We start from the raw sequence: 25,964 nt of genomic DNA, 5'->3' as shown, positions 1-25,964 counted from the left end.
CTATTGGCACGATGGCAAGCTTGATCTGCGTCGCTCGTCTTTGTCTCGTCGGGGGCCCGGCAGCCCGCAGCCCGCATGCCTGGAACAAGGAGGATCCGACCGCCTCGCGCGATGACATCGTCGATATTGCACGCTCGTTGGCGCGGCCGGACAGGTGAGCTGAGGGGGCAGCGCGGGTGCTGCCCCCGCGAAACAGCTTGCCGGGGCAGTCGGCCCCGGTTTCCGTCTTTTGAGGCGGCGCTTCTCTGATCGGCGTGTCGGCGTCAAGCGCTTCCATCGCCGAGTCGATGGGCGTCCGGATTTGGGCGCATAGTTGCCGTCCTCGTCATGGCTCCGGCTCTCGATCGTGTCGTGATGGTCGCGAAAACCCAACCCGCGATCGCGGTCTCTTGTGAATCTAGTTCAAACCGAGGCCGTCCGCGAGATCGGCCCTACCGATGTGAACTAGAGCTGAGATCACCGAGTTCTTTTCGTCCGACGGAGCGTTCTGAAGCTCTGCGGCGACAGCTTTCAAAACCTCAACATCATCATCCTAAGTGGAGTTCGATGAGCGTCCATCGAGATAGGAGAGGGTTATTGCCAGAGCGGTAGCCAGATTATGCATCGGGGGACGCCCTTCCATTGCCGGGGTCTGATGCCTTTCTGACGAGAGCCGGGGGGCATCGATTTCGATTTTGAAGCAATTACACGTCCCGACGCAACCTGCAAAACCCTCGAGTTTACCGGTCCCTAAACATCTCAGGTCCGTGGTCCTTTCGATGAGAAAGACGTTCAACAAAGGCTATCTATTTAAAAGTAGGAGTGACCGCTTTATTACCCGAGTCTGAAAGAGGCTGAAAGAAATGCCGCCTAGTCTGCAATATCGCCGAGTAAAGCCGTTGACGGGCCTTCGACGATGGGTCGGACGAACGTACATCATTTGTTACTTCGCATCTGCGGTAATTGTCATACGATTCAAAACGCTAAATAATAACAAAAATCAGTTGCTTACTCGAAGTTTCTCGACTACGTTTTTTACAGAAGAGTTCCGAAATAACCGGCCCTCGCCGGCGATACTCAGCGGTCGTTTGACCTCGCTTGAGGAGGATGATGACGTTGTTTGTCCGACTTCGTTTCTTCGCAACGGTGCAGCGAGTGCGTGATCTCGTCTCGATCCGATACCGACCTACGTCGGCAATCTGACGCGTCGTAAACCCTTTGTTCCACTTTTCTAAGAAGGTGCTCCCGTGTGGCGCGCCCGAGGTTTGTTATGCAAAAGCAAGCTGTCGTATTCAACGGTCAGGAAGTCGGGATCGCGGTCCCTGTCGAAAACCGCCTCAAATTCATCGCTGTCCGCTTCAATGTCATCGACCTGGACAACAGGCTCTTCGACACGGTTACCGAAATCCGGCGCGCCATTACCGAGCATCTCGCGTCCAGCGGTCGTGCGATCACCTCGCACTGAATGGCAGGAGATATTTTTCTACGTCATGGGCGTCCGTCATTGGAGGCCGACATGAACGCAATCCCCATCTGCTTCACTACGCTGCCCGATTACGAGAACTCAAAGGTGAAGAATGGTGGACGAAAGAGCATCAGCCGAGGCGGGTTCAATGCCCCACGTCTCAACCATGAAACTCCCGAACACCATCATCGAACTGAATTCTCTCGGGGCTCCGAGGCCGGTTGTCGTGTTGATGTCCGATTGAGGTTCCTTGGGCCCAGAAAGCTGATCGGCCAGTGCTCAGGGCTCTTGCTTCCTACTCACGAACTTCAAGCTTGTCGCCATATTTCAAGGCGAGCCGACGGCAGTCCTCGCAATCCAACATAATGTCCTCCGCAACGACACTCGCGGCGGCGGTCGTGCAAACCGAAACGTCCAGTCTCGCGACATGCAGAATTGCATTACCCAGTAGCATATCGCAGGGCGCAGTCTCGACCTCGGCCCCGCCCACGCTATGCGCAACGACGCCGCGCACGGTCGCCAGCATTCCGCGCTTTCTTAATATGGTTATGTCGGCATCCCTTGCCATGACGATCTCTTCTGCCGCCCGAGGCGCAGGCCGCCCGATACGCCGCATCTGCAACCAAACGGCCGCGAGACACCGAAGTTCCCATCGCCCATCCAGCGGACATTCCAGGAAGAAGCGACGCAGATTTTCGTTCTTCACGTCCTTGTTCCACGCATCAGCGGACGAAATCTCGGGGCTGCGTGGTGGCTGTTGTCGATCGGAACGCCGAGATTTTAAACCGCAGTCTAATTGGCGTACATGCTTCAAGAATCCCAACGTGGCGAGTAACCACTCCGGATACTTGACTTGTCTGCCGTACGAGTTTCGGGGAGCCTAGCAGCCGGCGGTATCGTTCGTCACTGCAGGGGAAGCGGCCGAGCTTCGTAGCGGATATTAACGTTTCCTGCGAGGTCAAAGGACTGTCAGCGATGCATCGGGTCGGCGTAATCAATTGGAGCGGAAGCGAGGATTTCGCTCCTCTGACGCTTGTAATGAGCGACCGAGAAAAACACACGATAGTCCGATCACTCCGCGACGTTGCAGAGGTCGTCATTGTCGGCCGGTCGACACGACACACTCACGATGAGAAGGCTGCGAGGGCGAAAACACTGTGGCCGGAAGTAAGCATCCATCACGGGGAAGAACTCCAGGTCAGGGAGAACGGCCCTTTGATCATTAACGACGGCGAAATGCTGGCCGCTGCCTTGGATGGCTTGGCGCTCGCCTATACATTCGAAAGCCAGGTTGCAGTGCATAAATGATGGCCAGCTAATCCGCGTTCTTGACGACTGATGTCAGCCGTTCTCCGGCTATCACCTCTATTACCCGAGCCGACGCCAGCATACGGCTGCGTTCGCGCTGCTCGTCGAGGCGCTCCGATTCAAAAGCTAGCGCTCTGCCAGGCTATTCGAGCGCTCGAATACGCATGAACGAGTCAACACCCATTTTGAACGCCAATGCGGCGGCTGCGTTACGACATCAACTAACAATGTTGGTACACGACGGACCGCTTGGGTCGTGCAAAAATGTCCAAGATTTGATCAGATTTTCCCATTGTCTTGCGCCGAAGCGCTTCGCACGGATACCAAATGATAAAGCGCACTGCTGAAGAGATTGAAAGTCGGCGGGCACGGCGCGCCGAGCGCCGCCAAAAACAGCGCGATGCTAATATTGCGCGCGCCGCGAAAATGCATATAGCCCGTCTGGCGAGCGATCCGCTGATTGTGATCACCTCCGATGACAATGTCGCCAGGCGGGTCCATATTGGCTGTTCCGGGTGGTATTACTGGCACTGGAAGGGCCATTTTTACCCGACCGACGCTCCCTCCAATCAATTGTTTTCGATCTACCAGCACAATTTCAAGACCGTCGAGCTCAATGCCCCATTTTACTCCTGGCCGACGGTGGCAACTGTCAAGACATGGAAACGTCAGGCCGAGCCGAGCTTCGTCTATACGATCAAGGTGTGCGAGCTCATCACGCATATCAAACGCTTCGAAGATACCCACGCCCTCATTGAAGATTTCGGATACGTCGCAGACGTTCTTGGAATGCAGATGGGATGTTTTCTGTTTCAGCTTCCACCGAGCGTCCGCTACTCCACAGACATGTTGCAAATGATCTTGTCGCAGCTGGATCCCCGTCGCAGGAACGTCGTCGAATTCCGTCACAAGAGCTGGTGGAATGAGGACGTTTATAGTGCGTTTCAAGCTGCAGGCGCGATCTTCTGTTCATGCAGCGGTCCCCGGTTGCCGGATGAGCTTGTTCGCACAGCCGACGACATCTACATCCGGTTCCATGGGATCAAACAATGGTACCGCCATGACTACAGCGATGCCGAATTGACGGTGTGGGCGGAGCGCATCAAGCTGTCTGGCGCTAAGACCGTGTGGGCCTATTTCAACAACGATCGCGATGGCTATTCGATCAAGAACGCCAAGCGGCTTTTACAGATGATCGACGCATCGGCCTGATGGCCCCTCTCAAGATTGCTACTTGTTAAGTGATGACAGTCGCGCAAATACCACGTCATCGCTGTCATGCTGCCGCCCTCAACGAAATCAAGCCGGGACACCGACTTCGCTTAGGTTGAAATGGCGAGAAATTTTGGAGCGCCGTCGCCGCAGGTCGGGCATTGCGCAGTGCAGCCTCAGCGTGGCGCTGACCAGACGAGCGTTCCAGCGATGGCCTGTATGAAACCGAGGAACTGCTGCGAGGGCGGAATTAAACCGCCGAGCAGCCATTAGATCGGTTGGACTGATGCTTAAATCGTTAAATGCGTTTCAAGATCATGGGCCTCCCCGCGGGACATGGGTTCAAAGACGCTGGATTTGCGTGTCTCGGATAACGATTTCCTCCTGATCGAAACGAGCCTCAAGCTGTTTTCGGTATGCCGCCCACAAGGTTCGGTCGAGACTTTCAGTCATGACTTCGGCAACAACGATGACGTCATGCTCAACCTCTCCATCAACTTCCCACAAGCCTTCCGCGGGTGAATTCACATATAAGGTAACGCCGCCAAATTTTGCGGTGAGTTCATCACGGACAGTGTCAACGCTCACCAAGCTAGGGCGCTCGCGCGGACTGGAAGAAGAAGTTCGATCACGTAGGGCATGGCGCGCGAACTCTGAGCGGCCCGGATTGTTCCGGACCGGTCACCCAATTGCGATGCGCCATCTTTGATCGCGCGCGGCTTTTAAATGAACCATGGACATCCCTCGGATGGCGCAGGCGGACCACGCCTCTCCACTACGAGGAACACACTGCGCCGGCCGGGCGTTCCTAGAGTCCGGAGCATGCTGGATTCCGCCGGAAGATCCGGATCGTTGTGTGAACCACTGTCAACGACATCGCGACGCTAAAATTCGTGAGGTCACAGCGGCGGTAGGCAAATACGAGAACATTATATGAGCACGATGAAACAGCATGACCTCTTTGGTGCAGTCCAACCGTCCCTGCCGGACGGATTTCGCTATTCGCCGGATGTGGTCCCCGACGATCTGCAGCAGTCCATCCTGGAAGAGATGCCACAGCTGCCGTTCAAGGCTTTCGATTTCCACGGATTCGAAGGCAAACGCAGGACGGTCTCCTACGGCTGGAAATACGACTTCGATACACAGCGGGTCCGAAAGAGCGAAGATATTCCGCTATTTCTTTTGCCGCTTCGCAAAAGCGTATCTGCATTTGCTGGCATCGACCCCGATCGGTTGGAACAGACTTTGGTCACCGAATATAGTCCCGGAGCTCCGATCGGCTGGCACAGGGATAAATTTGTCTTCGGTCGGGTCGTCGGAGTCTCGCTGCTATCTGCATGCACTTTCCGGCTAAGACGGCGCCAGGGCAGCAAGTGGCAGCGTAGCTCGATCACGCTCGAACCGCGATCAGCCTATGTGATGGCGGGCGAAGCCAGAACCCTGTGGGAGCATTCCATCCCGCCAGTCGCCGAGCTGCGTTATTCGATAACCTTCCGTGAACTGAGCCCAGTAACCTGAGGGGGCGTCGCTCATTGTCGCCCAACCCGTTGTCCGCCCATTTGTTCCCGGGAATCTTGATCGCTTCAGCCGATACAAACGCGCCGGAAATCCATCCGCGTTCGGTGTAAAACCAACGGGATGGCGCTGATCAGGGTTCGACAGCATCGCGTGGATGTCAACGGCATCGCGAATGATGTGCGCGGAGAATGGAACCATCGTCGTTTCCCGAGGTTGGCAATGACGTCCAACATTCGAGTAATCCCGGTCGGGGCCAATAGGATGAGAATGGAATGATGACCACCGCATTTGAAGACGAAGTAAAAGACTGCTTGGTCATCGGGGGCGGTCCGGCTGGCCTCACCGCGGCGATTTATCTGGCGCGCTACCATCTTTCGGTGACGGTCTTCCACGATAACTCCAGCCGGGCTTCCATCATCCCTATGTCGCACAACCACGCCGGATTCCCGTGCGGCGTCAGCGGCACTGAGCTGCTGGCGAGAATGAATGCCCAGGCTCAGTTCTATGGGGCAGCCATTCGATGCCGCAAGATCACGACCCTGCATAAAGTCGACAACCTGTTCGTGGCAGAATTCGAGAACGGCAGCATCCGCTCTCGGGCCGTACTCCTGGCAACCGGAGTCGTCAACCGACCGCCTGCGATGCCACAGCCAACTCATGATGAAGCCGTGGCTCATGGCCTTCTGCGCTACTGCCCCGTCTGTGACGGTTTTGAGGTAACAGACAAGCCCGTTGGTGTTCTCGGAACTGGAACGAAAGGGTTCAAGGAGGCCGTTTTCCTTCGAAGTTACACGAAGGATCTCACTCTGATATCGCCCGAGGGCGTACATGAGCTGTCCGAAGTCGAGACGTCATCCTTGACCCATCTCGGAATAAGAATGGAGGTCGGCCCCATAGCTTCGACCTATCTGGGCAATGATGTGATCCGCATCACGACGCCCACGGAAACCTATTCATTCGCTTCCTTATATGCGGCTCTCGGATCTGACATATGTTCGGAGCTGGCATCACAAGTTGGCGCCAGGCTATCGGAAGAAGGGTGTGTTGCCGTCGATGGTCACCAGCGGACCACTGTGCCAGGATTTTACGCCGCAGGAGACGTGGTCGCCGGTCTTGACCAGATCAGCCACGCCATGGGGCAGGCAGGGGTTGCTGCTACGACTATCCGCAACGACCTTGGCGAGCAAGTACCCCTACTGCGCTGTTAACCTTCGGAAACATCAGTAAACTGGCGCATTGAAAGCAGGTAAACGCGCGGAGATTTAGCCATTGGTGTAGCCTCCTGCTGCAGATGGCTCCCTGGGCGTAGCCGGGGATGTTCGCCTCGTTGCTTGTGTTGGCGGTCGCAGTCAAAAACCTGCTCGCGGTCAATCCCGCAAGTGCTGCAATCCCAAGAAACGCCAGCGGCTGCTTGCGGCCGAATTCTTCAGCCATCGCCGCGATTTCACCGATGTCTTTGTCTTTCATCTGCGTGGCGAAGCCCTGGACGCTTCGTCCGATCTGCTTGGCATAGCGTCCGACCTCCGGTTGGTCGGATGCTTCCAGTTCAGCGCCAACCTTCTCAAGCGCCGTTGCCACGCCGCCAACCTGGCGGGCAGCGAAGTTCGCTTGATCGGAAACCACCTCTTTGACCTTCTCGACTGCGGTATCGGCGCCTTGACGAGAACATCGAAGCGCGATGAATCCAGCCGGTGCTGATCGATGACCGAGAGGCCGCGTCGACTGCGTTTGTGGGAAGGTTCTCGCATTCACGCCGCGCCTGCAGGCGCTTCAATGATCTGACCCGCTTACGTCACGCCACTTGCAGGCGACGTACGTGCGGTCGACGGGGCGCCGTTCACCGGTTGGAGGTCAACTCCCCCTTGCGGCGGCTAGCGCAGTTTGTCGGCACCGGTGCGAATTGCCGCAAGCGCCGTCGGGTTCGTGACGGGATAACCCCGTATAAACGTCTCCGCCGAGAATCCGGAGAAGGGCTCCTCCAGACGAGACTCGAACCGCGCCGCATCTTCGTCACGGTCAAGCATCGCGGATGCCATCGCCATGAAAAGGAGCGACGCCGGCGATTGGGGCGGGGCTCGATTAAGGGCCCCAATGCACTCCTTGTAGAGCCCTGCGACGAAGCAGCAACGGCCCAGCATCCCATAGTACCAAGGGATGTTGGGATTGAGCCGAATGGCGCGTCTTGCAAGCTCGCAGCCGTGCGCCGGGTCGCCCACGACCAATGCCACGTTGCCGGCCAGCATTGCGATCGTGTCGGCGTCATGAGGAGCGGCTTTCAGGACCATCTCATGATCGTTCGAAGCGCCCTCGAAGTCACCCCGCAAAGCTTTGAACCCGGCGATGCACAGCCGAGCGACCAAATCCTGCGGATCGAGCTCCAGCGCCTTCTCGACGCATTCTTCGAAGCGACGAATCGAGGAGGCGGGGTCTTCAGAAAATCCGTTGCAAACGTCGACGGAGTAGGCAAGCCCAAGTCCGGTCCATGCTCTTGCGAGCTTTGGATCGATTTGGACTGCGCGCGAAAGAAACCGGATGGCTTCTGCGTTCGAGGCACGGGTGAAAAGGTCGAGCTGCTCCTCCCCCAGCAGGTAGCAGTCGTAGGCCTGCAGGTTCGCTGGTTTCTTGCGCCTTAGGACGTCGCGCCGGAAGCTGAGGAGCTTTCCGTAGCAGTTGCCCAGGACATTGACGACGCTTGCCGTCACGGCGTCCTGCAGTTCGAAGAGATTGTCGGCTGTCTCGTTGTAACGGGCCGTCCACAAGCTCGACCCGCTGGCAGCGTCTACGAGCTGGACGGAGATCCTCACTTGGTCCGCGGTCGCCTGCAAATTTCCTTCGAGCACGTAGTCGGCCTTCAGCTCTCTGCCGATAGACACGACGTCGTTCTCGCATCCTTTGTATCCGATCATGGTCTGACGGGAGATCACGGCCAGGTCGGGATAGCGCGCAAGATCGGCGATGATGTCTGCAGCAAGTCCTACAGCGAGCCTTTCCCAGAGCTCGTCCGTCGCCAGATTTGCGAAGGGTAGGATGGCAACGACCGGAGGGCCAGAAGGATCTCCTGACGATACAGACGAGGGCGAACGGGTGATCTTGCTCGCTTGTTGCCCGATCGACCAATCGACCTGGAAGACAGGGATCGCGGTCGGAATATTTTTCAGGATCCGCTTGCCCATGCTGCGAAGCCTGAATTCCGTTTTCGTGCCGAGCTGGTCGCGGACCGACCCAGAGATGCATATCGCAGACGATCCAGCAATAGACTGCAGGCGCGCGGCGATATTAACGCCGTCGCCGAGCAGATCGTCGCCCGCGATAACGACGTCTCCCACGTTTATGCCAATGCGAAACTTCAGACTACTGTCAGCTTCGCCTTCGTCAGCCGCTAGTTCACGCTGGATCTGAACCGCACAGCGGACTGCCTGAACTGCGCTCGAGAACTCGGCCATGACGCCGTCTCCGGCAACACCGAAGATACGGCCGCCGTGTTGCGCGACGAGCCCGTCGATCCGCTCGCGGCTTCGGTCGAGCGCGCGTATCGTTCCCTCTTCATCCAAAGCCGTCAGGCGGCTGTAGCCGACTACGTCAGCGGACATGATCGCGGCAAGCTTCCGATCCATCACGCGTCCCCGGCGCAGCTCATTCTCGATCTCTAATATGCGCAATCTACTATCGCTTGCTCGAGAGGTCTAGCGATCAGGGGCTTCTCCTGAGCGCGGAGGCCATTCATTCATGGACGATCTCCTTCCGCGCCAGCGTCTCGAGCCATGGCGACTTTCGGACGGGGGCGATGGGGGCTACAACGCCTTCCGCGCTGATTCTTGGCGGGCCTCCGCCGGCGCTAGGCGTTGTTTTTCGTATTCTGGATATTTGCCATGAGCCATTCGCATGTCGAAATGCGTCCGGCCCTCGACGAGCGCCTTCAACAAGCACTTCCTCCCGAGGGGTACTGTTCTTTGTTCCGAAGACCCCTTTTTCCGGTCGAAGTTAGCACAAGACCTGCGCCATCCATCCATGAAAAGACGAATATCGATCAGAATGCTACGGTCCTTCGGGGTCAAAGGATCTCGATAGCGATCGCGATGCCTTGGCCGCCGCCGATGCAAAGCGTCACCAAGCCTCGCTTCAGTCCATCCCGCTTCATCGAGTGAACAAGGCGGGTGATCAAAACGGCACCCGTCGCCTCGATCGGATGACCGTGAGCGACCGCGCCGCCCTCGACGTTGACGATCTCCCCCGGCAGACCCAGTTCGCGTAGGACGACGATCGGGATCGCTGCGTAGGCCTCGTTGATTTCGACGCGGTCGACGTCGGCGACGTTCCATTTGGCGCGATCGAGCGCTTGCAACGTGGCCGGAACGGGGCCTAGTCCGCAGCTCTCACATTCCGGTTCCGGCGCGTCCGCTCCACGTCGAGATCGACGGGACGGGTCGATACCGGCAGGCATACTCGGTCGAGGATCTCGCAGCGCTCCTGCTCGGCAATGGCCGCATCGTCAAAGTGTTCGGACGAGTAGCACTTCCTCGGCATGGCGCTTGGAGCCTCGAGCATGACTCCGCGGTGTCTTGCCAGGCAGCTCGCCGGCGGTCGACGGTCTTCCCGCCCGCGGGTTGATCGGTACGCCGGCATCAGGGCCTCGGAACGCTCTTCGCACCCTCGCCGGAGACGTCAAATGTCAAAAAGAGCGACAGCGCTCAGGACTGGGAACAAAGGCCTCCAGTCCAGGTTTAGGATTGCGGCCAGAGCCGCTTTTGTTAAGCCATGGGAGGCTACAGTGCCAAGCGAATTCACAGAATTAAATGGCCCGCCAAAGCCGTCATCGCAAACATCCACGCCATCTCCAAGAGCGCCTGCGCCCCCGCAGGCGGAGCCTTCACTCGCGGACTTGAAATCTAAGTTGGCCGATGATGTCACCGCGGCCAGAGACACCATAAAAGAAGGCGCCGATACCGCCGTCGAAAAGGTCAACCAGGCTATTTCCGAGCAAACCCACTTCGCAGCCCGCCAGGTTGGCGGCATCGCGACGGCGCTTGAGAAGGTCGGCGCGGAATTGGAGGCATCCAACCAGCCAGAGGTCGGACGGTATGCCAGGCAGATCGGACGAAGCGTCCAGACCGCGGCCAAACGAATGGAAGGCAAGGACCTCGGCGAAATCGCGGTGATGGCCGAGGAATTCGGTCGCAAGCAACCGCTAGCATTCCTTGGAATTGCGGCACTTGCGGGCTTGAGTGCGAGCAGGTTTTTGACCGCCTCCGCCAAGCGATCGCCCACGGAAGCGATTGGCCAAACCGTTGCAGTTGGACGTTCGGGGTCATCGGCGACGGGAGGAGAAATCAATGGTTAAGTCTGTCGATAGTACCCCACTCTCAGAGCTCGTTGGCGGTCTCGTGGCCGATGTCACGGGGCTGCTTCGCAAGGAAATCGATCTCGCCAAGACCGAGGCGTCCGAAAAATTCTCGCAGGTGCTTAGCGGTGTCGAAGTGCTTGTTTTCGGGCTTGTCCTGGCGATTGGCGCTGTCGGCGTCCTGTTGAGCGCCCTCGTTGGGGGGCTTGCGGCGTTCCTGGTGACCGAGGGTTTTACAGAGACAAGTGCCAGTGCCGTCGCGTCCCTAATCGTCGGCGTCGTGATTGCAGTCATCGCGTGGGCGTTGGTTTCCCGTGGCATGGCCGCACTTCGTGGAAGCAACTTGAAATTGGATCGAACCGCGACCTCGCTTCGCCGTGATGCCAATGTTGTCAAGGAGAAGATCTGATGGAAACGACAGTTGGAAGAACATCTGCTGACCTTCAGCAGGAGATCGATCAAGATCGCCGGCGGATCGGAGATCGCATCGACGCCATTCAGGAGCGAATGTCGCCAGGCCAGTTGATCGATGAGGTCTTGGCTTATGCAAAGAGCAGTGGCGGGGGAGAGTATGTCAGCAACCTTGGCCAAGCCCTCAAGGAAAATCCCCTGCCTGTCGCGTTGATGGGGGTGAGCCTAGCCTGGCTGATGGCAAAGGGAACCTCCTCTTCAAATGTGCCTGCCAGTTCCCGGACCGCGGCTGAGTATCCCCTGTATCCGGTGAACGGACCGGTCCGCCGTCTTGGCCCTCCCGAGATCGAAAACGGAATGCGCTACAGCCATTTCGCGGACAGCTCCGGCAAGAGGCTGAAAGCGCTGACCGATGAAACCGGACGCCGTGCTGGTCACTTCGTCGACGAAGCTGGCAAGACCTATCGAGGGTTTGCCGACGCCAGCGGCAGGCAGATCGATCAGATCAGCGACGAGGTGGGCGCGATGTTCGACGCGGCAACGGGCTGGGCAGCGGAGAGATGGGAGCAGGCAAAAGACGCCGCAAGTGCAGTTGCCGGCTCGGTGTCTGACCGATCTTCTGCGGCGGCGACAAACCTCCAGGAACAAACCACCAAACTCAATCAGGCGATCCTTACCCAGTTCCGCGATCAGCCGCTGGTCGGCGGTGCATTAGCTTTTGCGGTGGGCGCGGCTATCGGCGCGGCGTTGCCACACACCGACACCGAAGACGAATTTCTCGGTGAGGCCGCCGATTCGACGAAAGAGCGGCTCACCGCCGAGGCATTGGATGTTATCGACCAAAGCAAAGAGGTCGCCTCGGAGGTCTACGAAAAGGCCGCATTGGTCGCGTCAGATGCCCACGACGCGGTTAAGGATCGCCTGATCACGGAGGTCGATGCGTTCAAGGCGGGTGCTCAAGGTAATGATCGCACCCCATCGAATTGAGGCGTGCGAGGAGACAAGTTATGTGATTGCAAACGAAATGCCGTCGCGTCGCAGTGAAGGCATTTCTGCTGTCCACGATCGGCGTTGCCCTTGCCGTCGTTGTGATATAGGGGCGACCTCCGCCCGCTGCATCTCGGAAGACCTGGATAACGAGGCGATAGGGGCTCCGGTTTCGCTCCGCGCGCCTACTTCTTGGCGCGCCTTAGGCATTTCCATCCACGCCTCCATCCTCGTCGACCATCATCCTCAGTGGAGTTCGATGAGCGTCCATCGAGATAGGAGAGGGTGATTGCCAGAGCGGTAGCCAGATTATGCATCGAGGACGCCCTTCCATTACCGGGGTCTGATGCCTTTCTGACGAGAGCCGGGGGGCATCGATTTCGATTTTGAAGCAATTACACGTCCCGACGCAACCTGCAAAACCCTCGAGTTTACCGGTCCCTAAACATCTCAGGTCCGTGGTCCTTTCGATGAGAAAGACGTTCAACAAAGGCTATCTATTTAAAAGTAGGAGTGACCGCTTTATTACCCGAGTCTGAAAGAATTCATCGCTGTCCGGTTCAATGTCATCGACCTGGACAACAGGCTCTTCGACACGGTTACCGAAATCCGGCGCGCCATTACCGAGCATCTCGCGTCCAGCGGTCGTGCGATCACCTTGCACTGAATGGCAGGAGATATTCTTCTACGTCATGCGGCGTCCGTCATTGGAGGCCGACATGAACGCAATCCCCATCTGCTTCACAACGCTGCCCGATTACGAGAACTCAAAGGTGAAGAATAGTGGACGAAAGACCATCAGCCGAGGCGGTTCAATGCCCCACGTCTCAACCATGAAGCTCCCGAACACCATCATGCGACTCACATACGGACTCAACGCATAATCTCATCCCCTCGCGGCGCGTTGGTCACTTGCCGTGCCGAATCCGCCGCGTCATTTTCGCAGAGCCGCCCGTTGTGCTTGGCGCGAGCTCAATCGTCTTGGCGCATGCTGAATGCGCAACATTACGGGATGGTCCCTCCGATGTGATTGAGCAGGATCTCTAGCAGTAGCCCGAAAATGGTGTGCTGCTTTCCTCAGACCACAGAGGAAGTTCCATAAATAGGCGTTATCCCACACGATTAAGATTGCGCTCGTCGCTTCAGAGACATTCAAGAGCAACTAGAGGAACGAGACCGGGCGAAGGCGGTCCTAAAAGCACTATGGCGTTTGTCATTCATTTGCATTATCATTTCGCCAAAAAGTGGAGATCGCTATGGCTGCAAATGCACTGGTACAAACTCGTATCGATGCCGATGTTCGGGATCGTGCCTCCGCAGTGCTTGGAAATATGGGGCTGACCGTATCTGATGCGGTTCGTATCTTACTCACCCGAACGGCCAACGAAGGTGCGCTGCCGCTGGAGCTTCTTTCAGGCAGCGAGGCCCACGACGCTTGGTTTCGCACCAAGGTACTTGAAGCGCTGAACGATATTCGACCGGACGTCTCAGATGATGAAGTCGAGGCGCATTTCGCTGAACGTCGAGCGGCAGCCCGCCTTAACGCGGGTGCGCGCAAATCGTGAAGCTTATCTGGTCCGTTCGCGTTATCGGATCGCGACGCCATTTTCACATACATAGAAGCAGAAAATCCGTCAGCCGCCATACTGGTCGACGAACGGATCGTTGCTGCCGTCCGTCGGTTAGTAGATTTTCCCGCGAGCGGTCGTGTTGGCAGAATTGCTGGCACCCGCGAACTGGCAATTAACGGCACGCCGTACGTCGCGGCGTATGCAATTACCGAAACAGCGGTTCGTATTCTTCGCGTCCTCCATGGCGCGCAGGAATGGCCAGACACTTTGCCAACGCGCTAGGCTTTGTTCTCGATGGTGAGTATCAACGGGTCGGTGGTTCGAATCTTTCAAGGCGACCAAAATTCTGTCGGCGTTGTCACACATGGCCGACCCTGGCGTCCGGCAACTTTTACCAAGCGACTTCGTAGATCCTGGCGGCATCCGACAGCGACACCGTGCGCGGATTGTTGAGCAGCAAGCGGGTCTGTTCCATCGCACTTTCCGCTAGTAGAGGAAGCCCGTCCTTGGGAATTCCGACATCGCGCAGGCGTACGGGCAGGTTCAGGCGCACAGGGATCAATGCCAGTCCTTCGATGAAACCGGAAAGCCGTTCGGCCTGACTGGCAGGTTCAAGGTGAGGAAAGAGACAAGGTGCCAGTTCCGCATAGGCATCACCACACGCGATCGCATTGAAGCGCAGCACATGCGGTAAAACAAGACTGTTGGAAAGGCCGTGCGGAACGTGATAGCGGCCACCGATCGGATAGGCGAGAGCATGGACGGCAGCGACCGGCGAATTGGCAAAGGCCTGGCCGGCCAGCATTGCGCCAAGCAGCATCGCCTGTCGGGCGGCCAGATCGCTTCCGTTCATGACCGCGATCTCGATATTCGCCCCGAGAAGTCGAAGAGCCTCCTTGGCAAGAGCACGGGAAACCGGATTGTTGTTTGCGCTCGCGGAGGTGAAGGCCTCGATGGCGTGCACCATTGCGTCAATCCCCGTTGCAGCGGTCACGGCCGGTGGAAGGGCGATGGTCAGCTCCGCGTCGAGAAAGGCCGTATCAGGTAGCAGGACCTGCGATACGACGCCTTTTTTCTGGTATGCGCCTGTGGTGACAATGGAAATCGGTGTGACCTCTGATCCGGTGCCTGCCGTTGTCGGCACGAGCACCAGCGGCAGACGCTGCCCGGTCACGTTTCCAACCCCATAGATATTGCCGAGCGCTTCTCCACTTTTGGCCAGAAGAGCCACGAGTTTCGCGACATCGAGCGATGAGCCGCCGCCAATCCCGAGCACACCGGTTGCGCCGAAACCGATCGCGTGTGTCACAGCCGCATGAATGATGCTTTCAGGCGGATCGGCGACAACGCCGGTGAAGATCGATATTTCGGCGCCACCTGCCGAAAGGCTCGCCAGGGCCGGCTGCACCAGTCCCGCCTTGACGACACCATCGTCCGAAATCACCAGAACGCGCGGCCCAAGTCGGGTTTTCGTTAGCTCCGAAAGCCTCGTGATGCAACCCGGTCCCGCGATGATCTGCGGGACGGTCGCGAATGTGAATGTGGACATCTTGCCGGTCTCTCACTGATGCCATTTGACGAGCGGCTGATAGTGATGCGGCTGGCGCATGACGACAAGATCCTTTCGCCGGACGATGTTCGTCGGATACGGCGTTTCGAGATTGGTGGTGTCGACGGTTGCTGCCGCAATCCCGTCCTCGTCCAGGATTGCCGATTCCTGGCGCGGAAAGGCAAAGGAATCCGGACCGAAAACAGCACTCTTGCCCAGGTATCCCCGCGCCGCATCCAGGACGTTGGCGAAGGCGAAATAGACGTTGTTCTCGCCGCCGCGCACGCGCAACGCATGCCAGTGATAGGGATCGGCGCCCTTGGGGATCGGATAGTTATGCGGAATTTTCGTGCCGTTGTGGCTGCCGGTGAAAGTGCCTGCTATGGCTGATGGGCAAGCCACCACGTCGCATCCCATCAGCGCGAGCGAACGGATGGCTTCCGGATAGAGCGCGTCATGGCCGATCGCCAGGCCGACGCGGCCGATAGCAAGGTCGTAGACTTTCCATTCGTCGCCGGCGGTTGCCCAGCTGTCGGCAATGCCGAGATGCGTCTTGCGATAGCTGCCCACGAGCCCCTCGGGGCCAGCGAGAACAGCGCTGTTATAAACCCTATCGTCATCCGCCTCGGCAAATCCGGCGACAAGATAGAAACCGAGCTTCATCGCCAGACGAACGAAGGCCGATACCGTCGGGCCCGAGAGCAGCTCCGCCCGGCTTTGCGGCGCCTCCAGTCCGGTCAGCGACAGTTCCGGGAAAACCAGAATGTCCGGCGCTGTTGTTTCCTTCGCCTCGGCTGCCAGATCGGCGATGCGGGCGAGATTGTCTGCGACGACGGAAGAGGGGGCGAATTGGGCGACGGCGGCACGCGATGCGCGTCCGCGCGGGATCGGCTGGTAGCCATAGAGACGGAAGTAGTCGCCCGGGTTCCAGGTGAAGCTGTTGGTCATCATGTTCATGTAGAGTTCGGGCCGGCGGGACTCAAACACCGGTTCGCATAGGACCTCGCGGCGGCGGGCGCGGGCAAGATCGATAGTGCCATAGGCGATCCCGTCGCCCGCATCGATGGATGCGGCGACCGTGCCGTCGGGATCGATCACGCAGCTTCCGCCGGAAAACTGCACGGTTCTCTCCAGTCCCCAACGGTTGCTTTCGATGACATAGCAGGCATTTTCGAAGGCCCGGTTGATCCAGTAGGGTGCCGGGGTGCGTTCCTGTAGCCAGTTGGAGATATGGCAGATGATGTCGGCACCCGCGAGAGCCTCCAGACGCGCCGTCTCGAAGAAGTGCAGATCCATGCAGACCAGCATCGAGATCCGGCCGATCTCCGTTTCGAATACCTCGTGGACGATGTTACCGTTGGCCGCCCATTTCGGCTCCGCGATATAGGGATGCGATTTGCGATGCCGGCCAACGACGCCGTCTGGACCGATCAGGACGGCGGTATTGTAGTAAAGATCGCTTGCCGGGTCGACTTCCGGCATGCCAACGACGATATAGCAGCGGTGTTTGGTGGCAATGGCCTGGAAAACATCCGTGGTCGCTCCGGGGATAGTCTCGACGAAAGGTTTCACCTCGGCCCTGTCGAACCAGCAATAGCCGGTCGTGCCCATTTCGGGAGTGACGATCAGGCGCGCACCTGCCTCCGCTGCCTCTTCGCAAAGCGCTGCCAGCCGGCTGATATTGCGCGCCTTTTCAAACATGGTCGGCTCAAACTGGATGGTAGCCGCGGTATAGCTTTGTGTCGATGTCATGGTTGTTCCCATTGTCTCTATGAAAGGATCCGTCTGTTTCAGACGGCCATATGCCGATGAACAAGCGCGTCGGAGAGCGTGTCGATGGCGCCGGCCTCGACCACGCCTCCCTTCTCCAGCATTGCGAACTGGTGAGACGCCTGCCGCGCAAATGCGACGTTTTGCTCGACGAGGATGATCGTCATGCCGATCTCGCGATTGAGCCGGATGATGATCTTCTCAATCTCCTCGACGATGGAGGGCTGGATGCCTTCATTAGGTTCATCGAGAAGCAGCACTTTCGGATCTGCGGCCAACGCGCGGGCGATGGCGAGCTGCTGCTGCTGACCGCCCGAAAGCAGGCCGCCCGGTCTATCGAGATTGGCCATCAGGTATGGAAAAAGCTCTGGCACCAGCGCTGGAATCTCGCGTTTGCCATCGGTGCGGGCAAAGGCGCCCATCAGGATGTTTTCGCGGATGGTAAAGTCGGGAATGATCTCTCTGCCCTGGGGGACGTAGGCGATGCCGGCCCTTGCCCTTTCATGCGTTGGGGATGCGGCCATGTCCTTTCCCTGCAGACGCATCTCGCCCGTCATGCGGTCGGTCAATGCCATCAAGGTTTTCAACAGCGTCGTCTTGCCGGTGCCGTTGCGGCCGAGGATGCTCGTCACCTTGCCGGCCGGAACATCGAGGGTGACGCCGTGCAGGATATGGCTACGGCCGTAATAGCTGTGCACGTCTTTCAACGACAGCATCAGGATATTCCTTTCGAACCGAGATAGGCTTCACGGACTTTCGGATTGCGTTCGATATCTTCGACGCTTCCCTCCGCCAAAACCTCTCCGAGATGGAGAACGGTGATGCGTTCGGCGATCTCGCGGACAAACCCCATGTCGTGTTCGACGACGAGGATCGTATGGCGACCTTTGAGATTGTTGATGATCTCGGCGGTCTTGCGGGTTTCGGCCTGGGTCATCCCGGCTGTCGGCTCGTCAAGCAGAACCACCTTGGGATCCTGGACGATGAGCATGCCGAGCTCCAGCCACTGCGTCTGGCCATGGCTGAGATAGGCGGCCATCACATCGTGTTCGGCATCGAGGCCGATGAGGGCAATGGCGTCGTCGACGCGGTTCGCCTCTGCACGCGAAAAGCCGAACCGAAGATTGGCGAACACCGAAGGATTGCGACAATTGGCGACCTCCAGATTCTGTCGCACGGTAAGGTCCCGAAAGACGCTGGGGATCTGGAATTTCCGGCCTATGCCGGCGCGTGCGATGCGGTGTTCGGGCCAGTTGGTGATGTCGGTGTCGTAGAGGAAGACCCTGCCCTGCGTGCTGCGCGTCTTGCCGCTCACCAGATCCATCAAGGTCGTCTTACCGGCGCCGTTTGCGCCAAGCAGCACACGCAGCTCGCCGTCGAAGACGGTGATGCTGACATTGTTGACGGCGCGGAAACCGCCGAAATCGACACCGAGACCGTCGATGGTCAATGCAATGGCGCTCATGTCACAATGCCTCGCTTCGCCGCGGCAAGGCTGGAAGGGCCTCAGCTGGTTTACGCAGGCGGACGAACCACCGCAGCACGTCATGCGCGACGCCGCCAAGGCCTCGCGGCATGAATAGAACGACCAGCACGAAGATCAGACCGATGATCGCTTTCCACGCCTCGACCAGCGCCTCGGTCTCGCTGACCTCCGCCTCGATCATGTTGATCAGAATTGCACCGATGCAGGCGCCAAGCAGGGACGAGCGGCCGCCGACGGCAGCCCAGACGACCATCGTCACGGAGAAGGACAGATCCATGAAGGTCGGAGAGGCGAACTCCGCGACGACGACGTAGAGCATACCGGCAACGCCGGCGATCCCTGCCGAAATGACAAAGAAGAACACCTGGTAGAGCGAGACGTCGAAGCCAAGATACCGGGCGCGCACCTGGTCATCGCGGATCGCCTGCAGGATCATGCCCGCTCGGGTTTCCACGATAAGACGCGCACCGATGAGTGTCAGCGACAGGCATACGGCGCACAGATAATAGGTCGCCCGGCTGTAGGGATCGAATTCGACGCCGCCGATCGTCAGCCAGCCGAGATCGGTCAGGCCGTTGAAGCCGTTCGTCACCGGCTGCGCATCGACCATGACGAGGCGGACGAGCAGAACGAGCGCCAGCGTGATGATCGAGACGAAGACGCCGGAAATGCGCTTGCGAAAAACCAGCATGCCGAGTGCGCCAGCAATCACCACCGGAAGCGCGATGCCGAGCACAAGACCTACCGACTGGCTTTGAAAGGGAAGCCAGAGGAAGGAGCCCTTGTTGATGCAGCAAAGCTCCGTCGGGGCGCCGGGCTCGGCATTCCAGAGCATGAAATCCGGGACCGGCTGGTCGGAACCCTGTTGGAGACTGGTCAGGCTCGACAGCTTCAGCGACATGGCCAGCATGTAAGCGCCCAGGCCGAAAAACAGTCCCTGGCCGAGATTGAGAATGCCCGCATATCCCCATGTGAGCGCGATGGCGACGCCCAGCATGCCGTAGACCAGGTATTTCGAAATGCGATTCAGCCAGAATTCGTCGCCGAAAACGGGGGCTGCGAAAATCACTGCGATGAAAAGTACATAAGCCGCGATCTGGAATTTCCGTTCAATGCTCATGTCAGCGTCCCTTGAACGAGAACAGCCCGCTGGGCTTGACGAGGATGACGAAGATGACGACGCCGAACACGACGGCGCGCGCCAGGATGTCGTTCGTGCCGACTGCCACCAAGGCATTGATCTCGCCGAGCAGGCCTGAGGAGAGGATGGTGCCGAAAAGGCTGCCGACCCCGCCGGTCACCACCACCATGAAGCCGTCGACGACCATCGTCGTGCCCATGTCGGGAAAGACGGTCTTGAAGCCGGACATCATCACGCCGGCGACGCCGGCAAGACCCGAACCGAACGCGAAGGTCATGGCGTTGACGCTTTTCACGTCGATGCCGCAGGCGGCGGCCATTTTCGGGTTCCGGATGATGGCGCGGACCTGCATGCCGGCCGCTGTCCGGTAGAGAATGAACCATGTCGCCAGTGTCAGCGCTGCCGTAACGGCGATGATGAAGGTGCGGTAGGCGTTGATGTCAGCGCTGGCGAGCCTGAACGTGCCCTGCAGATAGGACGGCACCGCGACGTTCTGCAGGCCGGCCCCAAGACCTTCGACATGAATGCCGAAAAAGGACAGGCCGAATTCGAGCCGCACGGCCTGCTGCAGGAGGATGGCGATCCCCCAGGTGGCGAGAAGCGTGTCCAGCAGACGGCCATAAAGCCGCCGCACAACCACCCGCTCTATCAGCAGGCCGAGCAGGGCCGTCACGACGAAGGCCAGAGGGATCGCAAGCAGAAGGCTTGCTTTTAGCCAGATGCCGGAGAGGACGGCGACATAGGCGCCGATCATGACCATTTCGCCATGGGCCATGTTGATGACGCCCATGGCGCCGTAGGTGATGGCAAGGCCAAGCGCGACCAAAAGAAGGATCGAGGCGAGACTGAGGCCGATAAAGAGAATGTCGAGCATAAGCGCCACCGTGCGTGAGAAGGGCGGGCCGAACTCTCCTGCGCCTTGCCCATCCTGATGGCAGCTTGCGGAAGAAGAGGGGAGGCCGGCCTTACCGAGAGATGATCCCGCCATCCATGGATGGCGGGACGTCGCGGGGAAGGGGTCAGCCCTTGAGCTTTGCTGCGTCGAGACCGTTGCTGGTGCAGAATAGATTGCTCTCCGTCTCGCCATAGGCCGAATAGGGCAGGGGCTTGATCGGCGCCGGGTAGGCGTTCACCACCTTGCTCTGGCCGTCCGCCTGCCATTGCCCGATGCGCGGCGTCAGCCAGCAATGCAGATTATCGGGATCGGTGGTCACCTTGCCGCCGGGTGCTTCGTAGGTTTGGCCGCGAATGCCGGCCCTGATCGCCTCTGCAGAAAGATCGCCGGACTTTTCGACGGCCTGCTTCCACAGGAAGACCTGGAAATAGGCGGCTTCGAGTGAATGGTAAGTAACGGCTTTTGGATCGTTGACGAACGTCCTGAAGCGGTCGATGAAGCTCTTGTTTGCCGCTGTGTCGATCGACATGAAATAGGGGAAGGAGGTATAGCTTCCTGCCGCATATTCCGCGCCCATCGCCGCGATCTCTATTTCGGAGGTGACCGTCGCGCAGATCGGCAGAACTTCCTGCGAGAGCCCCTGGTTCTTGAACTCGCGATAGAAGGCGATGATGGAGTCGCCGACCACGTTGGACAGGACCACGTCGGCGCCCGATTCCTTGATCTTGCTGACCATGACGGCCCACTCCGAATGGCCAAGCTCCAGATATTCGTCCGCCACCCATTCGGCGCCGGCTGCCTCGATCAGCTTCTTGGAAACCTTGGCCATCTCGCGCGGATAGACATAGTTCGAGCCGACGATGAAGAATTTCTTCTTGCCCAGTTTCTCGACGATCCAGGGGATGTAGTTGGAGAGCTGTTGGTTCGGTACGGCACCGGAATAGACGACGTTGCGCGAGCACTCGAAGCCTTCGTAATGCGTCTGGTAGAACAACATCGCGCCACGTCGCTCGAAGATCGGCAGCACGGCCTTGCGGCTGGCCGAGGTATGGCAGCCGAACACGGTGGAGATCTTGTCCTTGAGGATCAGTTTCGAAGCTTTCTCGCTGAAGGTCTTCGGATCGGATGCCCCGTCTTCGACGACCACCTCGACCGGGCGGCCGAGAACGCCGCCGGCCGCGTTGATTTCGGCCACGGCCATCATGACACCGTTGGCCAGAAGCTTCTCGGCAACGGAAAGCCCACCTGTCTGGGAGTAGAGCGCGCCGACCTTGATGGCATCGGCTGCAAAGACCCGGCTGCCCAGAGCCGGCAGGGCGAGTGCGGCGGAAGCGGTCGCTGCGGTTTTCAGAAATTCACGTCTGTTGAACACCATCTTGGTTCCCCTTTTTTTGATTGGCGCACACGGCGGCACTGCCCGCCAAACGGCGAGGCTGTCATGCCGAAAAATGGATAGAGGACTGACGTCACTGTCAGCGGACAACAAAAAACCCGCGAGGCTTGTCACAGCCTGCGGGCATCCTTGCCATCACCGCATCACGGCTGCGCCGCGTGCAACAGCGACACATGGCTTCGTCAAGCGAAGGGATGTGTCGGAGGTGTTTTGTTCGAAACACGTGAAAAACTAATCATGTTTTTGGGACGGGCGCAAGAGCTGTTCGGCGTTGATAATCGAATTGGCAATTTCATCGATCGGCACGCGCCGAGCCATCGCCTGCTCGCGCATTTCACGATACGCCTCATTCTCGCTGGTGCCGCGATTGGCCATCAGAATGGCTTTGGCCCGGGCAAGTTTCTGGTCTCCCAGTACCTTACGCTTGTATTTGCGCGCCTCCTTGACGAGCTTTTGCCGCTCCACCCAGAGGTTGCGGGCGATGGCGAGATTGGTCAGAAGACCAAAGGGTTTGATCGGTCTCTCGACAATGGCGAGCGCGCCGCTTTCCAGAACGATCTGCAGCGTCGAGGGGTTTTCGTAACCGACGATGGCAAGCATTGTCGGGGCAGGATTGGGGAAAGATTTCAGCAGGCGTTCGATTTCCGGTCGCGCCTCATCTTCCATGGCAAGGAAGACGACATCCGTGCCGTGCGGCAACTCGGCTGGCACCGGCCAGAGGCAACTAACCGTACAACCGATACGGCGCAGGTGATCCACGAGAAACTCACCTTCGGATGTCCAGGGATGGATGACCAGAACCTTAAGATCCCGCAAATCTCTGAGAAGGGCGAAAGACATCGTCGCTCCTCTCAAACCTGAACGCGATGTGGGAAAGTCTGCGTCAAGTCCGGGCGATATTCGCGCATGAACGGGTCTGGCGCCACCCGGAGCGACGGATCGTAGACGATGTCGTAGCTGCCATGTGGGTTCACCCTTGCCACTCTTGGCCACAGATGCGTGTGGTTTGTCAGCCGGTCTATCTTCACCGCACCCTGCGGTGCATCGTACTCGACGTCATAGAGAGCCGGCAGAAGCTGCTCAAGCCCGTCGCCACTGGCGCGCTGCAAAGCCGCCGCATAGAGATAAACCTGGAAATAAGCCGCTTCGGCCGGTGCGGTTGGCAGCATCTGTAGGCCGTATCGCCGTTGGTAAGCCGAAACGAAGGCGCGGGCGCGGGGTGTATCCAGTGAGGCGAAGAAAGGGGCTGCGGTAATGTGCCCCTCGGCCACCTCCGGTCGCATACGGATCACGTCCGCCTCGCTGGTCGATTGGCTTGCGATCGGCATCGTCGCCGCATCGAATCCGGCCTCCTTGAACGCCGTGTAGAAGGGAATGATACCGTCGCCGACAATCGTCGAATAGATGACATCCGGCTTTGCCGCGCTAATATGCCGGATGATCTTGGCAACGTCCTCGGTTTTGAGGTTCAGGGGAACATACATCTCGTCCAGCACCTGTCCGCCCACCTGAAGAAACAGGTCACTGATCGTCCGGTTGGATTCATAAGGATAGACGTAGTTCGATCCCACAAGGAAAACCCGCTTTCCATAATGCTCGGTCAGGAAGTCGACGAGCTGGACGGAGTTCTGGTTGGGGGCTGCACCCGTATAGATGCAGTGACGGGAGTATTCGAACCCCTCATAGAGCGTCGGGTAGAACAGCAGTGCATCACGGGCCTCGATGACGGGCAGAACAGCTTTGCGGGTGCTCGACATATGGCAACCGAAAACGACCCGGACCCGATCTTCGTCGCAAAGCCTGACTGCAAGTTCCTTGTAGAGATTGGGCGTCGATTGCGGATCGTATACGACGGGCTCGATCGTCCTGCCGAGCACACCGCCCGCTGCGTTGATTTCGTCGATCGCCAGCAAGGTGGCGGCCCTCTGGGTTTTTTCCACGGCTCCGGTCACACCCGTTTCGGAGAAAAGCACACCGACTCGCCAGTTTTCTGAATGCATCATCGCCCACCAAAAAATAAAAAAGCTCCCGCCCGTTTCCGGTCGAGAGCTACCCTGCTCATGGAATATCAGCAGCCCATTGGAGCTTGCCCATCCATGATGTCAGTTTCCGTGCCCAGTGACAATAGGCGAGCGAAGCGCCCTGCATGGCTATCGGCGTGCATCCTCAAGCAGCATTCCAGCACCTATCAGCGCGATGATCGCCGTCGGCGTATTGGTGTTGCGGGATCCATGCTCGATCGCTGGTGCATCGAAGCTGCGGGTGGAATTCTTGTCATAGGGCCAGCGCTCGCTGAAGTTCGTTGTGCTCAAGGGCCGGGGGCCGCGAGCCGCTTCGCCATCGTTGTGGTCATGGGCATGTTGATCGGCACGATGTTCACGCTGTTCGTGCTGCCAACCTTCTACAAGCTGATCGCTCAGGATCATCGTCACAAGGGCGCTGACCACGAGCTTACATCGACTGAAGCTGCAGGATCACTGCCTGTAGTGAAGTCGCAAGGATGCAACCTCCTGCCACCGGCATTCCCACGCCGAATCCCGTCCGCACCCTCCTGCGCGGGACAGCCAATCCTGCTCGCTTTGGACGGGCAACAAACGTCGCAGATCTGGTGCGCGACCTGCCGGAGGCCAGGGCAAAGGCCCTTCGGACGTTAAAGCTGGTCGGGCTGGACGAGGGCGCCTATGACCGCTTTCCGCATGAGTTCTCCGGCGGCCAGCGCCAGCGGATCGGCATCGCCAGAACGCTGATGTTCGACCCGGTTCTGCTGGTGGCGGACGAAGCCGTGTCTGCGCTCGATGTGTCGATCCAGGCGCAGATTCTGGAGCTGCTGACGAATATCCAGATGGAGACCAAGGTGGCGATGATCTTCATCACTCACGATCTGGCGCGTCGCAAGCCAGATCTGCGATGAGGTCGCCGTCATGTACAAAGGCGAGATCGTTGAATACGGCCCGCCCTCACGGATCTTTCGCGCGCCCGGCCATGATTATACACGCAAGCTCGTGTCGGCGATCCCCGGCAGCGAGTGGGAACCGGCTGCCTGAAATCCCGCAAAGTTCGACGCTCTACGCAACCGGGTAGCCTTCAACATCGAGGGGCGGTCGTCATTTGGTCTCTCTCCAAGAGCCATCGCCTATGCAAGTTCACGTGCTATAAGGTTGCATTGTCAGCGAAAAAGAAAAGAACTCGCTGGCGTCAGCGCTCGCCTTGAATTTTTACATGGAGATTGCATGCTCTCGCAGCCGCAGCCTTTATACGAACAAATCAAACTCCATGTGCTAGAAAGAATCGCGGATGGCACATTCCGCCCCGGCGCGAAAATACCAAGCGAAAACCAGCTTGCCGCCGAGTTGGGATCATCTCGATTGACCGCCAATCGCGCTCTGCGTGAGCTGACCGCCAGCGGTGTGCTGCAGCGGATTGCCGGCGTTGGAACGTTTGTCGCTCCGCCCAGGGCGTCGTCCACTTTCGTGCTATTGCACAACATTGCGGACGACATACGAAACCGCGGGGAAGTTCTATCGATTCGCGTGCACGCCGTCGAGCAGACAAGTGTCCCGCCCGACATTGCGCAGCGAATGGGAACTAGAGCTCGCGTTCCCGTCTTCCACTCGCTTATCGTCTACTGTGCGAACGGCAGCCCGGTGCAACTAGAAGACCGATTTGTATCTCCTGACTTCGCTCCCGGCTATCTCAACCAGAACTTCACCAGTTACTCCACGACAGATTATCTCCAGTCGATCGCGCTTCCAACGCGCACGGAGAACGAAATTCAGGCCGTCCTTCCAACTGCCAGAGAAGCCCAGCTTCTCGAACTCAACGAGAGTGATCCTTGCCTTGTTGTCACGAGAAAGACTTGGGTCGGTGATGATGTCACAACATTCACACGTTTCATCCATCCGGGGACCCGCCATACTTTCATCACTCAAGATAGCCGCTGA

Annotated in this window: 24 protein-coding genes and 5 pseudogenes; 13 read left to right on the top strand and 16 right to left on the bottom strand. The window is 58.5% G+C overall.

Annotated features, from left to right (window positions below; translation table 11 throughout):
• Nucleotides 1-77: 77 nt before the first annotated feature.
• Nucleotides 78-158 (top strand): annotated as a pseudogene (locus tag U5G49_RS31545) (LysR substrate-binding domain-containing protein); the annotation flags it as partial.
• Nucleotides 159-1,249: 1,091 nt separating this feature from the next.
• Nucleotides 1,250-1,444, top strand: a complete 195-nt coding sequence (locus tag U5G49_RS31540; protein WP_003577126.1) for a hypothetical protein — start codon at nucleotides 1,250-1,252, stop codon at nucleotides 1,442-1,444.
• A 295-nt stretch (nucleotides 1,445-1,739) separates the two neighbouring features.
• Here the strand turns inward: U5G49_RS31540 and U5G49_RS31535 are convergent, their stop codons facing one another.
• A complete protein-coding gene (locus U5G49_RS31535) occupies nucleotides 1,740-2,012 on the bottom strand; it encodes a hypothetical protein (RefSeq protein ID WP_193445427.1) in 273 nt (90 codons plus the stop codon).
• A 614-nt stretch (nucleotides 2,013-2,626) separates the two neighbouring features.
• Here U5G49_RS31535 and U5G49_RS31530 point away from each other — a divergent pair.
• Together U5G49_RS31530 and U5G49_RS31525 are read left to right on the top strand one after the other, a co-directional pair.
• A pseudogene (locus U5G49_RS31530) lies at nucleotides 2,627-2,882 on the top strand (LysR substrate-binding domain-containing protein); the annotation flags it as partial.
• A 197-nt stretch (nucleotides 2,883-3,079) separates the two neighbouring features.
• Nucleotides 3,080-3,964, top strand: coding sequence for a DUF72 domain-containing protein (locus U5G49_RS31525; protein WP_193445415.1), 885 nt, complete (start codon nucleotides 3,080-3,082; stop codon nucleotides 3,962-3,964).
• Nucleotides 3,965-4,306: 342 nt separating this feature from the next.
• Here the strand turns inward: U5G49_RS31525 and U5G49_RS31520 are convergent, their stop codons facing one another.
• On the bottom strand, nucleotides 4,307-4,555 hold the full coding sequence (locus U5G49_RS31520) for a hypothetical protein (protein WP_312861319.1): 249 nt from the start codon (nucleotides 4,553-4,555) through the stop codon (nucleotides 4,307-4,309).
• A 342-nt stretch (nucleotides 4,556-4,897) separates the two neighbouring features.
• Here U5G49_RS31520 and U5G49_RS31515 point away from each other — a divergent pair, with 342 nt between their 5' ends.
• Both U5G49_RS31515 and U5G49_RS31510 read left to right on the top strand, forming a co-directional pair.
• Nucleotides 4,898-5,482: an alpha-ketoglutarate-dependent dioxygenase AlkB gene (locus tag U5G49_RS31515; protein ID WP_193445414.1), complete on the top strand. Its 585-nt coding sequence runs from the start codon at nucleotides 4,898-4,900 to the stop codon at nucleotides 5,480-5,482.
• Between the two features lie 275 nt (nucleotides 5,483-5,757).
• Nucleotides 5,758-6,690 carry an NAD(P)/FAD-dependent oxidoreductase gene (locus tag U5G49_RS31510; RefSeq protein ID WP_193445426.1) on the top strand — a complete coding sequence of 311 codons (933 nt, stop codon included), beginning with the start codon at nucleotides 5,758-5,760 and terminating at the stop codon, nucleotides 6,688-6,690.
• Here U5G49_RS31510 and U5G49_RS31505 read toward each other — a convergent pair.
• The 4 genes and pseudogenes from U5G49_RS31505 to U5G49_RS31490 form a co-directional block, all read right to left on the bottom strand.
• Nucleotides 6,644-7,105, bottom strand: coding sequence for a hypothetical protein (locus tag U5G49_RS31505; protein WP_376770331.1), 462 nt, complete (start codon nucleotides 7,103-7,105; stop codon nucleotides 6,644-6,646). The two genes, U5G49_RS31510 and U5G49_RS31505, sit on opposite strands and share 47 nt — an antisense overlap.
• 248 nt (nucleotides 7,106-7,353) lie before the next feature.
• Nucleotides 7,354-9,096 carry an adenylate/guanylate cyclase domain-containing protein gene (locus U5G49_RS31500; RefSeq protein ID WP_193445413.1) on the bottom strand — a complete coding sequence of 581 codons (1,743 nt, stop codon included), beginning with the start codon at nucleotides 9,094-9,096 and terminating at the stop codon, nucleotides 7,354-7,356.
• Nucleotides 9,097-9,533: 437 nt separating this feature from the next.
• A pseudogene (locus tag U5G49_RS31495) lies at nucleotides 9,534-9,914 on the bottom strand (acetyl-CoA C-acyltransferase); the annotation flags it as partial.
• Nucleotides 9,842-10,027, bottom strand: coding sequence for a hypothetical protein (locus U5G49_RS31490; RefSeq protein ID WP_193445430.1), 186 nt, complete (start codon nucleotides 10,025-10,027; stop codon nucleotides 9,842-9,844). The pseudogene U5G49_RS31495 and the gene U5G49_RS31490, both read right to left, overlap by 73 nt.
• A 223-nt stretch (nucleotides 10,028-10,250) precedes the next feature.
• Between U5G49_RS31490 and U5G49_RS31485 the strand changes: the two genes are divergently transcribed.
• From U5G49_RS31485 to U5G49_RS31465, 5 genes and pseudogenes are all read left to right on the top strand, one after another.
• Complete coding sequence (locus U5G49_RS31485) at nucleotides 10,251-10,820, top strand: nutrient deprivation-induced protein (protein ID WP_193445411.1); 570 nt, start codon at nucleotides 10,251-10,253, stop codon at nucleotides 10,818-10,820.
• A complete protein-coding gene (locus U5G49_RS31480) occupies nucleotides 10,813-11,229 on the top strand; it encodes a phage holin family protein (RefSeq protein ID WP_193445410.1) in 417 nt (138 codons plus the stop codon). The genes U5G49_RS31485 and U5G49_RS31480 overlap by 8 nt, the downstream gene beginning before the upstream one ends.
• Entirely contained in the window at nucleotides 11,229-12,218 is a 990-nt protein-coding gene (locus U5G49_RS31475; protein ID WP_193445409.1) for a DUF3618 domain-containing protein, read from the top strand. Before U5G49_RS31480 ends, U5G49_RS31475 begins: the two co-directional genes overlap by 1 nt.
• A 1,256-nt stretch (nucleotides 12,219-13,474) precedes the next feature.
• A complete protein-coding gene (locus U5G49_RS31470) occupies nucleotides 13,475-13,783 on the top strand; it encodes a type II toxin-antitoxin system RelB/DinJ family antitoxin (protein WP_168333863.1) in 309 nt (102 codons plus the stop codon).
• Nucleotides 13,780-14,071, top strand: a pseudogene (locus U5G49_RS31465) (type II toxin-antitoxin system RelE/ParE family toxin). Before U5G49_RS31470 ends, U5G49_RS31465 begins: the two are co-directional and overlap by 4 nt.
• A gap of 109 nt (nucleotides 14,072-14,180) precedes the next feature.
• Here U5G49_RS31465 and U5G49_RS31460 read toward each other — a convergent pair.
• The 10 genes from U5G49_RS31460 to U5G49_RS31415 all read right to left on the bottom strand — a co-directional run bounded on the left by U5G49_RS31460 (nucleotide 14,181) and on the right by U5G49_RS31415 (nucleotide 24,455).
• Nucleotides 14,181-15,338 carry an iron-containing alcohol dehydrogenase gene (locus U5G49_RS31460; protein ID WP_193445408.1) on the bottom strand — a complete coding sequence of 386 codons (1,158 nt, stop codon included), beginning with the start codon at nucleotides 15,336-15,338 and terminating at the stop codon, nucleotides 14,181-14,183.
• A 12-nt stretch (nucleotides 15,339-15,350) separates the two neighbouring features.
• Nucleotides 15,351-17,102 carry a nitrilase-related carbon-nitrogen hydrolase gene (locus U5G49_RS31455; RefSeq protein ID WP_193445407.1) on the bottom strand — a complete coding sequence of 584 codons (1,752 nt, stop codon included), beginning with the start codon at nucleotides 17,100-17,102 and terminating at the stop codon, nucleotides 15,351-15,353.
• A gap of 26 nt (nucleotides 17,103-17,128) precedes the next feature.
• Nucleotides 17,129-17,824: an urea ABC transporter ATP-binding subunit UrtE gene (urtE, locus tag U5G49_RS31450; RefSeq protein WP_193445406.1), complete on the bottom strand. Its 696-nt coding sequence runs from the start codon at nucleotides 17,822-17,824 to the stop codon at nucleotides 17,129-17,131.
• The gene (urtD, locus tag U5G49_RS31445; RefSeq protein WP_193445405.1) at nucleotides 17,824-18,573 is read right to left on the bottom strand and encodes an urea ABC transporter ATP-binding protein UrtD; all 750 of its coding nucleotides are present in this window, start codon (nucleotides 18,571-18,573) and stop codon (nucleotides 17,824-17,826) included. Before urtD ends, urtE begins: the two co-directional genes overlap by 1 nt.
• Before the next feature lies 1 nt (nucleotide 18,574).
• Nucleotides 18,575-19,714, bottom strand: a complete 1,140-nt coding sequence (gene urtC / locus U5G49_RS31440; RefSeq protein ID WP_193445404.1) for an urea ABC transporter permease subunit UrtC — start codon at nucleotides 19,712-19,714, stop codon at nucleotides 18,575-18,577.
• A gap of 1 nt (nucleotide 19,715) precedes the next feature.
• Nucleotides 19,716-20,609, bottom strand: a complete 894-nt coding sequence (gene urtB / locus U5G49_RS31435; RefSeq protein ID WP_193445403.1) for an urea ABC transporter permease subunit UrtB — start codon at nucleotides 20,607-20,609, stop codon at nucleotides 19,716-19,718.
• Between the two features lie 145 nt (nucleotides 20,610-20,754).
• The gene (locus tag U5G49_RS31430; protein ID WP_193445402.1) at nucleotides 20,755-22,005 is read right to left on the bottom strand and encodes a transporter substrate-binding domain-containing protein; all 1,251 of its coding nucleotides are present in this window, start codon (nucleotides 22,003-22,005) and stop codon (nucleotides 20,755-20,757) included.
• Between the two features lie 249 nt (nucleotides 22,006-22,254).
• On the bottom strand, nucleotides 22,255-22,863 hold the full coding sequence (locus tag U5G49_RS31425; RefSeq protein WP_027686854.1) for an ANTAR domain-containing response regulator: 609 nt from the start codon (nucleotides 22,861-22,863) through the stop codon (nucleotides 22,255-22,257).
• Between the two features lie 11 nt (nucleotides 22,864-22,874).
• Nucleotides 22,875-24,026: a transporter substrate-binding domain-containing protein gene (locus tag U5G49_RS31420; protein WP_193445401.1), complete on the bottom strand. Its 1,152-nt coding sequence runs from the start codon at nucleotides 24,024-24,026 to the stop codon at nucleotides 22,875-22,877.
• Nucleotides 24,027-24,173: 147 nt separating this feature from the next.
• Complete coding sequence (locus tag U5G49_RS31415) at nucleotides 24,174-24,455, bottom strand: hypothetical protein (RefSeq protein ID WP_193445400.1); 282 nt, start codon at nucleotides 24,453-24,455, stop codon at nucleotides 24,174-24,176.
• Nucleotides 24,456-24,643: 188 nt separating this feature from the next.
• Between U5G49_RS31415 and U5G49_RS31410 the strand changes: the two are divergent.
• Together U5G49_RS31410 and U5G49_RS31405 are read left to right on the top strand one after the other, a co-directional pair.
• A pseudogene (locus U5G49_RS31410) lies at nucleotides 24,644-25,067 on the top strand (ATP-binding cassette domain-containing protein); the annotation flags it as partial.
• Nucleotides 25,068-25,253: 186 nt separating this feature from the next.
• Nucleotides 25,254-25,964: a UTRA domain-containing protein gene (locus tag U5G49_RS31405; protein WP_193445399.1), complete on the top strand. Its 711-nt coding sequence runs from the start codon at nucleotides 25,254-25,256 to the stop codon at nucleotides 25,962-25,964.

Origin of the sequence: Rhizobium indigoferae (genome assembly GCF_034554815.1) — a bacterium.
Lineage (GTDB): Bacteria > Pseudomonadota > Alphaproteobacteria > Rhizobiales > Rhizobiaceae > Rhizobium > Rhizobium leguminosarum.
The sequence above is the reverse complement of the archived record's forward strand: the minus strand, read 5'-3'. Positions and strand labels throughout refer to the sequence as shown.

Bases quoted from the DNA above. Each gene is read 5' to 3' on its own strand.
- U5G49_RS31540 (WP_003577126.1), top strand. From the start codon at position 1,250: ATGCAAAAGCAAGCTGTCGTATTCAACGGTCAGGAAGTCGGGATCGCG.
- U5G49_RS31535 (WP_193445427.1), bottom strand. From the start codon at position 2,012: ATGGCAAGGGATGCCGACATAACCATATTAAGAAAGCGCGGAATGCTG.
- U5G49_RS31525 (WP_193445415.1), top strand. From the start codon at position 3,080: ATGATAAAGCGCACTGCTGAAGAGATTGAAAGTCGGCGGGCACGGCGC.
- U5G49_RS31515 (WP_193445414.1), top strand. From the start codon at position 4,898: ATGAGCACGATGAAACAGCATGACCTCTTTGGTGCAGTCCAACCGTCC.
- U5G49_RS31510 (WP_193445426.1), top strand. From the start codon at position 5,758: ATGACCACCGCATTTGAAGACGAAGTAAAAGACTGCTTGGTCATCGGG.
- U5G49_RS31500 (WP_193445413.1), bottom strand. From the start codon at position 9,096: ATGGATCGGAAGCTTGCCGCGATCATGTCCGCTGACGTAGTCGGCTAC.
- U5G49_RS31490 (WP_193445430.1), bottom strand. From the start codon at position 10,027: ATGCTCGAGGCTCCAAGCGCCATGCCGAGGAAGTGCTACTCGTCCGAA.
- U5G49_RS31480 (WP_193445410.1), top strand. From the start codon at position 10,813: ATGGTTAAGTCTGTCGATAGTACCCCACTCTCAGAGCTCGTTGGCGGT.
- U5G49_RS31475 (WP_193445409.1), top strand. From the start codon at position 11,229: ATGGAAACGACAGTTGGAAGAACATCTGCTGACCTTCAGCAGGAGATC.
- U5G49_RS31470 (WP_168333863.1), top strand. From the start codon at position 13,475: ATGGCTGCAAATGCACTGGTACAAACTCGTATCGATGCCGATGTTCGG.
- U5G49_RS31460 (WP_193445408.1), bottom strand. From the start codon at position 15,338: ATGTCCACATTCACATTCGCGACCGTCCCGCAGATCATCGCGGGACCG.
- U5G49_RS31455 (WP_193445407.1), bottom strand. From the start codon at position 17,102: ATGGGAACAACCATGACATCGACACAAAGCTATACCGCGGCTACCATC.
- urtE (WP_193445406.1), bottom strand. From the start codon at position 17,824: ATGCTGTCGTTGAAAGACGTGCACAGCTATTACGGCCGTAGCCATATC.
- urtD (WP_193445405.1), bottom strand. From the start codon at position 18,573: ATGAGCGCCATTGCATTGACCATCGACGGTCTCGGTGTCGATTTCGGC.
- urtC (WP_193445404.1), bottom strand. From the start codon at position 19,714: ATGAGCATTGAACGGAAATTCCAGATCGCGGCTTATGTACTTTTCATC.
- urtB (WP_193445403.1), bottom strand. From the start codon at position 20,609: ATGCTCGACATTCTCTTTATCGGCCTCAGTCTCGCCTCGATCCTTCTT.
- U5G49_RS31430 (WP_193445402.1), bottom strand. From the start codon at position 22,005: ATGGTGTTCAACAGACGTGAATTTCTGAAAACCGCAGCGACCGCTTCC.
- U5G49_RS31425 (WP_027686854.1), bottom strand. From the start codon at position 22,863: ATGTCTTTCGCCCTTCTCAGAGATTTGCGGGATCTTAAGGTTCTGGTC.
- U5G49_RS31420 (WP_193445401.1), bottom strand. From the start codon at position 24,026: ATGATGCATTCAGAAAACTGGCGAGTCGGTGTGCTTTTCTCCGAAACG.
- U5G49_RS31405 (WP_193445399.1), top strand. From the start codon at position 25,254: ATGCTCTCGCAGCCGCAGCCTTTATACGAACAAATCAAACTCCATGTG.